Source organism: Streptomyces sp. NPDC001617 (assembly GCF_053596855.1).
The window spans coordinates 22,233-35,388 of record NZ_JBSFHA010000052.1; the positions used below are offsets into that span (position 1 = coordinate 22,233).

At 72.6% G+C, this 13,156-nt stretch carries 11 protein-coding genes; 3 read left to right on the plus strand and 8 right to left on the minus strand.

The genetic code is table 11. The features are described 5' to 3' along the window. Positions 1–94: 94 nt before the first annotated feature. Positions 95–1,798, plus strand: a complete 1,704-nt coding sequence (locus ACWC09_RS32425) for a bifunctional 3'-5' exonuclease/DNA polymerase (protein ID WP_450854482.1) — start codon at positions 95–97, stop codon at positions 1,796–1,798. A gap of 42 nt (positions 1,799–1,840) precedes the next feature. Here the strand turns inward: ACWC09_RS32425 and ACWC09_RS32430 are convergent, their stop codons facing one another. The 3 genes from ACWC09_RS32430 to ACWC09_RS32440 all read right to left on the minus strand — a co-directional run bounded on the left by ACWC09_RS32430 (position 1,841) and on the right by ACWC09_RS32440 (position 7,379). Next, positions 1,841–5,527, minus strand: coding sequence for a BTAD domain-containing putative transcriptional regulator (locus ACWC09_RS32430; RefSeq protein WP_450854483.1), 3,687 nt, complete (start codon positions 5,525–5,527; stop codon positions 1,841–1,843). Between the two features lie 358 nt (positions 5,528–5,885). Then, a complete protein-coding gene (locus tag ACWC09_RS32435) occupies positions 5,886–6,788 on the minus strand; it encodes a glycosyltransferase family 2 protein (RefSeq protein ID WP_450854484.1) in 903 nt (300 codons plus the stop codon). Between the two features lie 135 nt (positions 6,789–6,923). Next, positions 6,924–7,379: a DUF3052 domain-containing protein gene (locus tag ACWC09_RS32440; RefSeq protein ID WP_450854485.1), complete on the minus strand. Its 456-nt coding sequence runs from the start codon at positions 7,377–7,379 to the stop codon at positions 6,924–6,926. A 131-nt stretch (positions 7,380–7,510) separates the two neighbouring features. Between ACWC09_RS32440 and ACWC09_RS32445 the strand changes: the two genes are divergently transcribed. Both ACWC09_RS32445 and ACWC09_RS32450 read left to right on the plus strand, forming a co-directional pair. Next, positions 7,511–8,989 carry an oxidoreductase gene (locus ACWC09_RS32445; RefSeq protein WP_450854486.1) on the plus strand — a complete coding sequence of 493 codons (1,479 nt, stop codon included), beginning with the start codon at positions 7,511–7,513 and terminating at the stop codon, positions 8,987–8,989. A gap of 165 nt (positions 8,990–9,154) precedes the next feature. Continuing rightward, positions 9,155–9,406, plus strand: a complete 252-nt coding sequence (locus tag ACWC09_RS32450; RefSeq protein WP_450854487.1) for a hypothetical protein — start codon at positions 9,155–9,157, stop codon at positions 9,404–9,406. Between the two features lie 75 nt (positions 9,407–9,481). Here the strand turns inward: ACWC09_RS32450 and ACWC09_RS32455 are convergent, their stop codons facing one another. The 5 genes from ACWC09_RS32455 to ACWC09_RS32475 form a co-directional block, all read right to left on the minus strand. Further along, positions 9,482–10,075: a hypothetical protein gene (locus ACWC09_RS32455; protein WP_450854488.1), complete on the minus strand. Its 594-nt coding sequence runs from the start codon at positions 10,073–10,075 to the stop codon at positions 9,482–9,484. Positions 10,076–10,415: 340 nt separating this feature from the next. Beyond that, positions 10,416–11,132: an ANTAR domain-containing protein gene (locus tag ACWC09_RS32460; protein WP_450854489.1), complete on the minus strand. Its 717-nt coding sequence runs from the start codon at positions 11,130–11,132 to the stop codon at positions 10,416–10,418. 76 nt (positions 11,133–11,208) lie between these two features. Beyond that, positions 11,209–11,955, minus strand: coding sequence for an ANTAR domain-containing protein (locus ACWC09_RS32465; protein ID WP_450854490.1), 747 nt, complete (start codon positions 11,953–11,955; stop codon positions 11,209–11,211). Next, a complete protein-coding gene (locus ACWC09_RS32470; protein WP_450854491.1) occupies positions 11,945–12,289 on the minus strand; it encodes a hypothetical protein in 345 nt (114 codons plus the stop codon). Before ACWC09_RS32470 ends, ACWC09_RS32465 begins: the two co-directional genes overlap by 11 nt. After that, positions 12,286–12,735 carry an STAS domain-containing protein gene (locus tag ACWC09_RS32475; protein ID WP_450854492.1) on the minus strand — a complete coding sequence of 150 codons (450 nt, stop codon included), beginning with the start codon at positions 12,733–12,735 and terminating at the stop codon, positions 12,286–12,288. The genes ACWC09_RS32470 and ACWC09_RS32475 overlap by 4 nt, the downstream gene beginning before the upstream one ends. Between the last annotated feature and the right edge of the window lie 421 nt (positions 12,736–13,156).

A 13,156-nucleotide genomic window follows, 5' to 3' on the forward strand; every position in this document is an offset into this window, starting at 1 on the left:
GGTTGGTGCCTTTCCGGGAAATCCCGGGCGCCCACCGACAGGCCGGTCCGCTCTGAGCCGGGGCGTTGTCAGTGGTGGGTGCGAGACTCGCGGCATGGTCGATCGGTGGGCGCTCGCTCCGACCGAGGACGGTGGCGTGGAGGTCGCCCCCCTCGGTCCCGGCGGGGTGCTCGCGGGGCCGGTGCGGTGGGAGGCGGATCTCGCGGAGGCCGTGCGGGGGCGGCCGGAGGTCGCGCGGTGGGTGTGGCGGTCCACGGCCGAGGTGTATCCGCGTCTGCTCGCCGCGGGGGTGCGAGTCGAGCGGTGCTACGACGTCGAGGACGCCGAGACCCTGCTGCTCGGGCACGAGGGGCGGTCCGGGGAGCCCCGGTCGGCCGCTGCCGCCCTGGCGCGGCTGCGTGGCGGGCCCGTACCGCCCGATCCACCCCAGCGTTCCGCCGAACCGGGCTCGCAGTCCTCCCTTTTCGAGCCCCGCGCCACCCAGGTGCCGCTCTCCGACCTCGTCGAGGTGTACGCCGAACAGCAGCGCCGGCACGACACGACCGCGCACCCGGACCGCATGCGGCTGCTGACCGCGGCCGAGTCGGCGGGGACGCTGGTCGCCGCCGAGATGAACCGCGCCGGGCTGCCCTGGAGCGCCGAGGTGCACCGTCACGTGCTGCACGAACTGCTCGGCGAGCGCTACGCGGGCGGTGGTGAGCCCCGGAAGCTCGCCGAGCTCGCGGACGAGGTGTCGGCGGCCTTCGGGCGGCGGGTACGGCCCGATCTCCCGGCCGATGTCATCAAGGCCTTCGCGCAGGCCGGGATCAAGGTGAAGTCCACCCGGCGGTGGGAGATCCAGTCCCTCGACCATCCGGCCGTGAAACCGCTGGTCGAGTACAAGAAGCTGTACCGCATCTGGGTCGCGCACGGCTGGTCCTGGCTGCAGGACTGGGTGCGGGAGGGGCGGTTCCGGCCGGAGTTCATGGCGGGCGGGACCGTCACGGGGCGGTGGGTCACCAACGGCGGCGGCGCGCTCCAGATCCCCAAGGTGATCCGGCGTGCCGTCGTCGCCGACGCCGGCTGGCGGCTCGTCGTCGCGGACGCCGACCAGATGGAGCCGAGGGTGCTGGCCGCCATCTCCCGCGACCCGGGGCTGATGGAGGTGGCCGGGCGGGAGACCGACCTGTACCAGTCGGTGTCGGACCGGGCCTTCTCCGGCAACCGCGACCAGGCCAAGCTCGCCGTGCTGGGCGCGGTGTACGGGCAGACCTCCGGCGACGGCCTGAAGAACCTCGCCGCGCTCAGACGCCGGTTCCCCAGGGCGGTGGCCTACGTCGACGACGCGGCGCGGGCCGGTGAGGAGGGGCGGCTCGTGCGGACCTGGCTGGGGCGGACCTGTCCGCCGGCGGCCGGCGCGGGCGAGGACGCGGTGGAGGAGGCGGGCATCCCGCAGGACGAACCGGGTGAGGCCGCGGGCGGGGCCGGAGCCGGGGGTGAGTGGGTGCCGGGGTATGCGTCCACCAACGCCCGCGCGCGGGGACGGTTCGCCCGGAACTTCGTCGTCCAGGGGAGCGCGGCGGACTGGGCGCTGCTGTTGCTCGCCGCGCTGCGGCAGGCGTGTGCGGGGATGGCGGCCGAGCTGGTGTTCTTCCAGCACGACGAGGTGATCGTGCACTGTCCCGAGGAGGAGGCGGAGACGGTCGTCCGGGCCATCCGGGAGGCGTCCGACCTGGCCGGGCGACTGACGTTCGGGGAGACGCCGGTGCGGTTCCCGTTCACCACGGCGGTGGTGGAGTGTTATGCGGACGCGAAGTGAAGTGAGCGGTGGAGGGCCGGAGTTGGTCGATGGAAGGGGTGATCACCGTACGTCCGTCTCGCCGAGCAGTTCCCGCAGTTCCGTGACCACGGTCTTCTCGTCCGTGCCGTGCAGGGCGTCGAGGGCCGTGCGCCACTCGGTGTACGCCTCCTCGGTGCGCCCCAACTCCCGTAGCAGGAGGCCGTGTTGGTGGCGGGCCAGACCGCCGGTGTAGCGGTCGGCGCGGGTATCGGCCCGGCGGAGGAGTTCGGCGCACTCGTGGACGGAGCGTTCCGTGTGGCCGAGCAGGCGCAGGGTGCGGACCAGGCCGAGGCGGGTCTGGGACTCGCCGTGCCAGTCGCCCTGGCCGCCGAGGACACGCAGGCTCTCCTCGAAGTGCGGGAGGGCGGCGGCCGGTTCGCCGAGGGTGAGGTGGGCGTAGCCGATGTTGCAGTGCGCGGAGTGCTGCACGATCACGGCGCCGATCTCCTGGCCGATCGCGAGCGAACGACGGTGCTGCTCGATGGCGGCGCGCGGGTCGGTGTGCTCGTACAGGTTGCCGAGGTGGCTGTGGGTCACGGCCTCGCCGTGCGGGTCGTTCAGCTGCCGTGAGTACTCCAGACTGCGGCGCAGGGCACGGCCGGACTCCTCGTAGCGGCCGAGGCCTTCCAGCAACAGACCGCGGTTGTTGAGGCAGCGGCGCATCCAGGAGACCCGGTCCAGTCGGCGCCAGATCGTCAGGGCACGGTCGTTGAGGGCGAGCGCCTCGCTCTGCCGACCGGTCAGGAAGTGCAGCCCGGCGAGGTCACCCAGCGCGTACGCCTCGGCCGCCTCGTCGCCCAGTCGCCGGGCCAGACGGAGGGCGGCACGACCGAGCACCTCCATCTCGGCGACCCGGCCGCTGCGGTGGACATAGGGGAAGAGGAGGCGGATCAGGGTGGAGAGGTGGGCGGCTCGGCGGTGGGGAAGGGAATCGGGAACCGCGTCGGCGAGGTCGGCGTCGCCTGCATCGCCGGCGTAGCGCTCCACCAGCGCCAGGACGTTCTCCAGCTCCATGTCCCCCCAGGCGAAGGCCTGTTCGGCGGACTCGAAGCCGGGGAGGGCCTCGACCTCCGCCGCGTGGTCGGAAGGCTGGGCGGCGGTCGGGCGGCGGCGGTCGTCCCGGTCGAGACCGGGTTCGACGATCGCGGTGAGGGCGAGTTCGGCGACGGCGGCGTACCAGCGCAGGGCGGTGTCGGTGGCGTCCGGGGCGGCGTCATCACGTCCGGCTGTGTCCGCCCGGGCACCACGCGGCTCGTCCGCCCGGGCAGTACGGGGCTTGTCCGCCCGGGCAGTACGGGGCTCGTCCGCCCGGGCAGTACGGGGCTTGTCAGCACCGGTCTCGTCGCCCGCGGCCGCGTCCATCTGTCCTGCGTCGGCCATGGCCACGCTCGTCTCTGCCGCGTCACCCGCGGCCACGCCCATCCCCGCCGCGTCACCCGCGGCCACGCCCATCCCTGCCGCATCACCCACGCCCACCCCCGTCCCTGCCGCATCACCCACGGCCACCCCCGCCCCTACCGCATCACCCACGGCCACCCCCGCCCCTACCGCATCACCCACGGCCACCCCCGCCCCTGCCGCATCACCCGCGGCCACGCCCATCCCTGCCGCGTCGGCCTCTGCTTCATCGATCCCCGGCCCGTCGGCCAGTTCGCGGGCGAAGTCGCGGACCAGGTCGTGGGGGGCGTAGCGGCCGTACGCCGTCTCCTCCAGGAGTGCCACGTCCACCAGACGGTCCAGGGCGGACTCGGCGCGGTGGGCATCGGTGGCGGTGAGGCGGGCCAGCAGAGGGGAGCTGTACACCGGCAGGTCCAGGGCGCCCATCGCGCGCAGTACGACGGCGGCGTCCCGGTCGGCCTCGCGGTCCGAGGCGGCGAGGGCGTCGTGCGCCACGGCCAGCGAGCGGCGGACGCTCAGGTCGTCGTACTCCAGGTGGTGCAACCTCCCCTCCGTGGCGGCCAGTTGGCCGGCCAGTACGTCGGGGGTGAGCGCCCGGCGGGCGGCGAGGCGGGCGGCGACGATGCGCAGGGCGAGGGGGAGGCGGCCGGTGAGTTCGACGAGGGGGTGGGCCGCGTCGAGGCCGTCCCGGCCGGAGACCGCCCGCAGCAGCGCCGCGCTCTCCTCGTCGGTCAGGGGGGTGAGAGGGTGGCGGCGGGCGCCGTCGAGGGCGGTGAGGGGTGAGCGGCTGGTGACGATCACGGCGCAGCCGGCGCCGGCCGGGAGCAGCGGCCGTACCTGCGCGGCGCTCGCGGCGTCGTCCAGCACCAGCAGGGTGCGGGTCGGGGCGAGGAGGGAGCGGAGCAACGCGGCGGCCGCGTCCGGGTGTTCGGGGATACGGCGGGGTTCGGCGCCGAGGTCGCGGAGCAGGGCCGTGAGGGCCTGGGCGGAGGTGAGGGGGGTCATGCCGGGGGTGGCACCGTGCAGGTTGACGTACAGCTGACCATCGGGGAAACGTTCCCGCAGCTCATGGGCGACGTGCAGGGCGAGGGCGCTCTTGCCGACGCCGGCCATGCCGCTGATGACGGCCACGGCGGGGATTCCGGAGAGGCCGAGGGTGTTGCGCAGGTCGTCGAGGGTGGTGGTGCGCCCGGTGAAGTGGGCGGGGGAAGGCGGGAGTTGAGCGGGGAGAGGGAAGGGTTGGGTGGGGCGGGGTGGGTGGGGCACGGCAGGTGGGGTGGTGGCGTCTTCGCGCGTAGCGACGTGGTGGTGATCGGGGGGCTCGGGCGTGTTCGGGGGGACGGTGGAGGTGGACGCGGCGGTGAGAGCGGCTGCCGGGTCGGGCGCCGGGACAGGCGCGTCGGCGCCAGGCTCGCCGCCGGCATCGATGCGAGCGCCCTGGTCGACAGCAGCCGCATGACTGGCACCGGCGGCGGCAGCACCGTCGGCGGCCGCATCCCCGCCACTCCCGGCAGCAGCTCCCCGCAGCACCTCCACATGCGCCTCCCGAATCGCCTCCCCCGGCTCCACGCCCAGCTCCTCCACGAGCCGCGTCCGTAGATCGCGGTGGACGGCCAGGGCCTCGGCGCGGCGGCCCGTGCGGTGGAGGACGAGCATCAGCTGGCGGTGGTAGGACTCACGGAGCGGATGTTCGGCGGCGAGGGCGGCCAACTCCGGGACGAGGCGGTCGAGTCGGGTGCCGCCGACGGCGAGCTCCGCGTCGTAACGCCACTCCTGAAGGAGCAGCCGGGCCTCCGCCAGGCGCTGCACATACGCGTATCCGCCGAGCTCGGCCGGCAGGCCGCTCAGCGGGGTGCCGCGCCACAGGGCGAGCGCGGCGGCGCACTCGCGCACGACCCGCTCCCAGTTGCGCGCGGCGTACGCGCCCCGCGCGGTCGCGAGGTGGCGTTCGAAGACCTGGACGTCCAACTCGCCCTGTTCGACGCGCAGTACATAGCCGAGCGGCACCGTTCGCAGCCGTTCGGGGTCGTCGAGGAGCCGGCGCAGCCGGGCCACGTGGTTGTGCAGGGATGCCTGTGCGGAGGCCGGCGGCGCGCCGCCCCACAGCGCGTCCTTGAGGGACTCGACGGAGACGACCCGGCCGGCCTCCAGCAGCAGCGCGGCCAGCAGGGTACGGACCTTGGGGCTGCCGATCGTCGTGACGCCGCCCTCGTCACCGGCGCCGGACTCCCCCGCCCCACCCCGGACGTCGTACAGAACCGGCGTCCCCAGCAACCCGAACCGCAGCTCGTGCCGACTCACGTCGCCCACAACCCACCGTTCTTGGCGGATTCCCGCCCACGTCAGGACGGTTTCCCGCCACCCTTTCCCTCACCGGTCTCCGCCGGAAGGGGCTGCTGTCCCGGCCGTTCGCGAATGCCCTACGACGACTTCAGGCCGGTCGGCCGGCCATGGGCCGACCGCGAAGCAGAGAACCGTTGGCCACATGTTAGCGATCCGTTGGCGCGACCTGATGTGATCATTTCATCGGAGCCGGCCCGGGGGTGCGCGCGTACGACGCGTTGCTCGGGGGAGTGTCGCCGCCGCGGCCGGATCCGGGGGACGTCAGAGGGTCTCGGTCGGCGGAGGTGATCGACCGGGACCCTCGTCCCCTCCCCCACCTGATCGTTCAGATGACGGGCGGGCGCCCCAGCCGCGAGAGCCGCCACACCGTCCGCCACCGCATGGGCCGCCGCTCACCGGCGGGCTCCCGCAGCCCCTCCACGAACCCGCCGAACCAGGCGCGCAAGCCCGCCCGCGAACGCGTCCGTACGAGGGTGAGCGCCACCCAGACACCCAGGTGGACCGGGATGAGCGGCAGGGGCAGGCGCCGTCGGACGAGCCATACCCTGTTCCGGGCGTTGACCCGGTAGTAGATGGCGTGCCGGGCCGGGGACGTCTTCGGATGCCGGAGGAGGAGTTCGGGGGCGTACAGGATGCGCCAGCCCGCGTCCGCCGCCCGCCAGGCCAGGTCCGTCTCCTCGTGGGCGAAGAAGAACTCCGCCGGCCAGTGGCCGATCTCGTCCAGCATCGCGCTACGGAAGGCGTGGCCACCGCCGAGGAACCCGGTCACATATCCGCCCCGCATCGGATCGGAGGCCCCGACCCTCGGCACGTGCCGCTGCTGGGTCTCGCCGTGCTCATCCGCGATACGGAAGCCGACGATGCCGAGGCGGGGGTCGGCCGTGAACAACTCCCCCACACGCGACAGCACATCGGCGTCGACCAGCAGCCCGTCGTCGTCCAGTTCGACTACGACGTCCACGTCCCCGAAGTCCCGCAGCACCGCCAGCGCCTCGTTCCGTCCGCCGGGACAGCCGAGGTTCTCGTCGAGTTCGAGGAGGGTGACCTCGCCGGGGAGGGTGAGTCGTTCGGCGAAGTCGGGCAGCGGGCAGCCGTTGCCGACGATCACGACCCTCGTCGGGGCAAGGTCCTGCTTGGCCACCGACTCCAGCAGCGCGTCGACCTCGTCGGGGCGGTTGCCCATGGTCACCACGGCGACGGCGATCCTCGGTGCCTGCCGGTCCCCCATGCCCTCACCCCATCCGGCCGTCGAAAACGTCGGCCGCGATGCTAGCCGTTCACGGTGAGGACTTCCTGAGTACGCCGTTTCGTATGCCAAGTCTTGGCGCGCTGTGCCACGCGGCTCACTCGTTCGTACGCTCACTCACGCCTTCGGACGCCGGTTCTCCCTCCGCCGTACGAACTTCAGCCCCGACCAGTCCTCCCCCAGCGCCGCCACCTTCACATCGACCACCCCGAGCGGGAGGAAGAGGTCGCGCAGGTCGTTCTCGGCGATGTCGCTGACGTGGCCCGCCGCTCTGCGCGGCCAGGCGATCCAGAGCATGGCCTGGTCGGCGAGTCCGGCGACGAGGGCGGGGACTTCGGCGGCCAGGTCGGCGTGGGTGCGGTAGAAGGCGACGGTGATGTCGGTGTCTTGGGGAGCGGTGGGCGCCAGGTCGACGCCGTCGGGGAGGCCGGGGAGGGGGAACGGGTCGGGGGCGTGCAGAAGGCGGACACTGTGGCCGGGTTTGATGCCGATCTTCTTGGCGAGGGGCGTGCCGGAGTACCCGCCGCCGCCCGCTCCATCCGTACCGCTCAACTCGACCTCCACTACCGTCACGAAGGAACCCCTTCATCGTGACGGAACGGGCGGGGCGCGTCCTCCCGAACGCCCTCCCGAACGCTCGCGTATCCGATCACCCGCGGCTGCCCGCCCGCACCTGCGGTCGTCCGCCCGCTAGTCTGCGGCTCGTGCACTCGTACGAGGAACTCACTTCGGCGGAACGCCAGTTGTGGGACGCATACCCCACGGGCCGTCCCGTGGACTTCCGTACCGGCGGGGCGGAGGACGACCCGGAGAGCGGGGCCGACTGGGGCGTCGAGCGGACCGTGCGGGCCTCCGTCGTCGCCGCCCTGCTGCTCGGCGGGAACCCGGGACAGCCGGGAAGCAGGGCGGCGCTGCGGCTGGCAGGGGCCCGGATCAGCGGCAAACTGGATCTGGACGGTGCCGAGATCGGGCACGCGATGTGGTTCGAGGGATGCTGGTTCGAGCGGAGCGTCAGGCTGTACGGGGCCGCCACCCGGACGATCGACATCAAGCGCAGCCGGCTGCCCGGGCTCAACCTGACCATGGCGCGGGTGGAAGGCACCGTCTCCCTTCGCCACACGGTGCTGAACGGCACACTCGGGCTGACGAACGCGCGCCTGGCCGGCGAGCTGGTGCTCGACCACGCGGTGATCTCACACCCCGACGGCTGGGCCGTCTGGGCCGGCGGACTCGCCGTGGAGGGCGCGGTGTTCTGCAGCGGAACCACCGTGCACGGCGGCCTGCGTCTGCCGGGCGCGCAGTTGCCCGGCGGTCTGCACATGCAGGGGGCACGGCTACGGCGTCCCGATGGCGTCGCGCTCCTCGCCGAGCGTGCGGTGGTGGGCACCCTGGCGCTGTCCGAGGGGTTCACGGCCGAGGGAACCGTCAGCCTGCGGGGCGCGGAGATAGCGGACCAGCTGACCTTCGACGGCGCCGTCCTGCAGGCCCCGGGCCTGGCACTGGACTGTGCCCGCATGCAGACCAGCACCTTCGTCTTCACCCCGGCCCAGGCGCCGTCCGGAGCGGTGGACCTGCAGTACGCCCGGGTCGTGACCGTCCACGACCGGGCCGACGCCTGGCCGGACACCGTACGCCTGCAGGGCTTCACCTACGGCTCGCTCCACGAGAGCGGCGGCCTCCAGGACCGGACCGTGGAGCGTCGTGTGACGTGGATACGGCGGCATCCTGGCTACGCCGCCCAGCCGTACGAGCAACTCGCCTCCTGGTACCGGCAGATCGGCCACGACGACGACGCGCGCCGCGTCCTGCTGGCCAAACAGCGCCACCGCAGAAAGACCCTGGGCCTGCCCGCCCGGCTGTGGGGACACCTCCTCGACGCCACGGTCGGCTACGGCTACCGCCCCTGGCTGGCGGGACTGTGGCTCGCGGCCCTCGTCGTCCTCGGCACCGTGTTCTTCGACGCCCACACACCCAAGGCGACCGAGCCCGGACAGGTACCGCCGTTCAACGCCTTCGTCTACACCCTCGACCTGTTGATCCCCATCGGGGGGCTCGGGCAGCGCACGTCCTGGTACTGGCCAGGAGGAACAGCCGCCTGGCTGGCGTACGCCCTGGTCGCGGCGGGGTGGATCCTGACCACCGCGGTTCTTGCGGGGGTCACCCGGACACTGAGCCGACAGTGACCGGGCGGTTCGGATGCGGGACTGCGAGACGCACGTGGCCGTCCGGTCGGGGCACGAGACCGTCACATGGGGGGCGTTACCAGCGGTCTCCGGGCAGGGTTACGCTGTTCGAACAGGCCCCGGCCCCCGGCAGTGACGCCCTGCTCCGCTCCGGGGAGGCCCGCCGTGTTCGTCCTGCTTCTCGTTCTCTTCGTGATTCTGTTCGGCTTCGGCTTCCTCCACCCCATCTGGTGGGTGGCCGCGGCCTCGGCCGTGCTGGTCTTCGGCGCCGCCCAGTACGGCCGCCGTGGTGAAGGCGGGGGCTGGGACCGTGGCGGCGGTTCCGATCCCGGAGGGTACCGGGAGTTCTGGGACCGGCCTCGGCTTCGGGCGCGGTGGAGGCGCAAGGCCCGCCGGGACGGCGAGCACCGCAGATGACGGCTGCTTCGGGGGATGCGGCACTGCTGACGCTCCACGTGTGCGCACGCGTAGCGCCCGGTCGGCGCGGGCGAGCTATCCGGGCCGTTGGGTCCGGTCGTTGTGGGTGAGGCCGTCCGGATGCTCCGTGGTGCGCTCTCCGAGGGGCAGAAGCAGTACGCACAGGACGGTCTGCGCGCGGTGGACCCGGCCCGCGTCCTGCCAGCCCCACGCCTCCAGGGCGGCACGGGCCGAACGATCGGACCGGTCCACCAACGTGACACCGAGCGAAGCCTCGTGGTCGGCGAGCAGCCGCTCCTGGAGCCGGCGGGCGAGCCCGCGGGCGTACTGGTGCGGATGGACGACGGTCTCAAGGGTCGCGAAGACGTGTCCGGACGCGGTCAGTTGCTCCAGGTTCTGCGGCAACGGCCCGTCGAACCCCTGCCACCAGGAGCCGTCGCGCGGCACCGGGATTCCGAAGACACACCCCGTCAGGGACCGGGCCTCGGCCACCAGCATGTCGAATCCCGGCAGTTTCACCGCGTCCGCCAGCCGGCGCAGGAACGCCTGCCGTCCGTGGAACTCCTCGCCGGGCCGGGTGACGGTGGACTCCACGTACAGATCCGCCAGGTCCTCCCGCAGCCCCTCGGCCTGCCAGCGGTTCAGCCGTCGCAGCCGTACCGTGTCCATGGCGGAGGGCTGAGAGCCTTCGGGTTCGTGTGGTTGCCGCGGCGTGCGCATGGGGCGCCTCGCTTCAGGAGATTGGCAGATGGGCTCACGTGCCATCGTGACCGATGTGCGGTGCGGCGCCGGGGTCCGGGACGTCTGCTCACCAGTGTAGTCCCGAATCGGCGTCGCGCCGGGGCCCGTTGGGGGCACGGGACCGCTGGGGCCGGACTGCCGCGGTCGGGGCGAAAACCCCGTTCGGACGCGGGCCGTCCGGGGATCCGTGCCGTGTGCTTCAGACCCGAGGCACCGCCGTCTGATCGAGGACGGCGCGGAGCGGTGGCGGGCCCCGCCGGGGAGTGGGTCAGGCCACCAGGCCGGGAAGGGGTTCGGAGTCGTCGACGAAGGCGCGGGCCACGTCGGCCAGGCGCCGGTTGTGGGCGCGGGCGTAGCCGCGCAGCGCCCTGAACGCCTGCTCCATGTCGGTGCCCTGGCGTTCGGCGAGCTTCCCCTTGGCCTGTTCGATCAGCACCCGGCTGTTCAGCGCCGTCTGCAGCTGCTCGTTGAGTACGGTGCTGCGCTGGGCGGTGCGTTGTTGCAGCAGGCTGATGGTGGCGACGTCGGCCAGCGCCTGGGCGACGAGTGTGGCGGCCGGGTCGAACGGGCCGGGCGCGGCGCGGAAGAGGTTCAGGGCGCCCACGGTCTCGTCCCGCAGGCGCATGGGCAGGGCCTGGACCGCCCCGAATCCGCTGCGGTGGGCCATCGTGACGAAGCGCGGCCAGCGGTCGATCTCCCGGGTCAGGTCGTGGACGATCACCGGTGCGCCGGTGCGGAAGCACTCGAGGCAGGGGCCTTCGTCGTTCTGGAGCTGGAAGAGTTCCAGCAGGCGAACCTGTTCGTCGGAGGTGGCCATGACACGGAGTTTGCCGTCCCGGTCGGCGAGCAGCACCCCGGCGGCGCTCGCCTCGAGCATGCCGACGCAGCGGTCGGTCAGCAGGCGCAGGAAGTCGATGAGGTCGAAGTCGGCGACCAGGTTGTCGGCCAGTTCGACAAAGGTCTTGGCCAGGAGCTGTTGATCCATCGTGGACATCCTCTTGAGACTGGTCCCGGCCCAAAAGGCGGGAGATACAGCACGTTCCTCGTCCGGTACCAAGAGGTCAGGTGTCCTCCCCGGCCTGATCCGGCTCCGCGTCCGGTGGGAAACGAAGCCGACGGGCCACCACGTCCGCGGCCACGTCGGCGAGCCGCCGTCCCTGCGCATAGGAATGGGCGCGAAGCCGGACGAAGGCGTCTTCGATGCCGACGCCGAGCTGGACCGTGAGCATCCCGCTGGCCTGGTCGATCTCCGCCCGGTACGCGCCCAGGTCCTCGAAGGGGCCGCCGCGCGGCCCGCCCGTCTCGTCGATGCGCGCGTCGAGCAGTACCAGAGTCGCGAGATCGGCGAACGCCAGCGCGTCCGCCAGTTCCTCCGCGTCCAACCGGACCGGAACGTGGGCGTACAGGTCCAGAACTCCCGGGCTGATCGCCCCTATCTGCAGAGGGAGCGCGAACACCGCGCGTGCCCCGGCTTCCAGGGCCGCCTCGGCGAACACCATCCAGCGGTCCTGCAGGTCACGGGTGAGCAGATCGGGCGTCAGAACGGCCGAGCCGTGCAGGAAGGCGTCCACGCAGGGCCCCTCGCCCAGGGTGAGCTGGAGCTCTTCCAGTTGCTCGCTGATGTCGTCGGTGCTGCACAGCGGGTGGCTCGGCGCGGCTGTGGACATCGCCGACAGCCCGGCCCCGCCGACCGGCAGCGCGGCCACGACCGCGGTGCACACGTCCACCACCCCGACCCGGGCACCTCGTCGGGCCGCCTGTTCGGCCACCAGTACCTGGATGCGGGCCGACCTGCTCTCAGAGCCCACCCGGGCCACCGCCTCCCGGCAGCCTGACAAGACCCTCCGGCCTCGCCACGCCGCGTTCCCCGACGGCCGAGGTGGCGCCGAGTGATATCCGGTGACCGGTCGGCAGCCGCTCCTGCACCCGGCGGGCGAGGCGCCGGTCCCGCGGGTGCGGTTCCGGGCGGATCAGGCCGTCGGCAAACGCGAAGACGCGGCCCAACACCGTGAGTTGACGGGTCAGGAGGCTCTGGCGCCCGGTACGGCTGTACGCGTCACCCGGCGCCGTTGCGCACGACTCGGCGGAGGATTCGGCGTCCCCCGGCTTCCGTGGCTGTCCGCCCCCGGGTCCGGCCGTCATCGCGCATCACCCGAGAGGACAGAGCTCAGCGGGGCAAACCCGAGCGGGACAGGATCAAGCGGGGCAGGCTCAAGCGGGACAGACCGGTCCGGCGGGGCTGCACCGGGCATGGCAGCGGTGTCGTCCACGGGGGATGGCAGGTGGCCGGGCGGAAGGCCGAGCAGCAGGAACCCGCAGCCGGCGAGCCCGAGGATCAGAGTGAGCGTCGGCGGCGGATGGTGCAGTCGCAGCGAACCGCCCGCCAGGGTGATCTGCTGCGCGGCGTACAGGAAGGCGTTGAGGCCGCTGCAGTCACAGAAGGTGACCGGGGTGAGGTCGACGTCGATGGTGCGTACGTCGTCGCGCAGACAGCGTTCCAATGCCGCGCGCACCAGTGGCGCCGATTCCAGGTCGATCTCACCCGCCAGGGTGATCAGCGCCCGTTTTCTCCGGTCATGGCGGTACACGGCGAGCTGTGGGAGGGGCATGACGCCTCGGTTCGGGGACCGTCCGGCAGCGGACGCGGTGACGCCGGTTACCCGGCCGACCTGACGCGCTCCCGGTGGGGGCGTACGTTCGTCGGAGTCGGAGCAAAGGCCGGTCCGACCGCCTGTGCGACAGGACAGAGGACCACCCGGTTCCCTCCAGGGGTGCGCCGGGTACCGGACTACGAGCCCGCTCCCCGCGCCATCTGTGTCGAACAACGACTAGCCGCCAGGGTCTGGGACGTCCATACAGCAGCATAGCCCCGGGCGCGGTCCGGTGGGGTCGGGCAGCCCGCCTGTTCCCCACAATGACCGTGGCCGCAATGCGACGCCGTACACGAGCATGTCCGCCGCGCACCGCGGTACCCGGAGAGCGACACGAAACGCGGTGGCCGACGGCCGC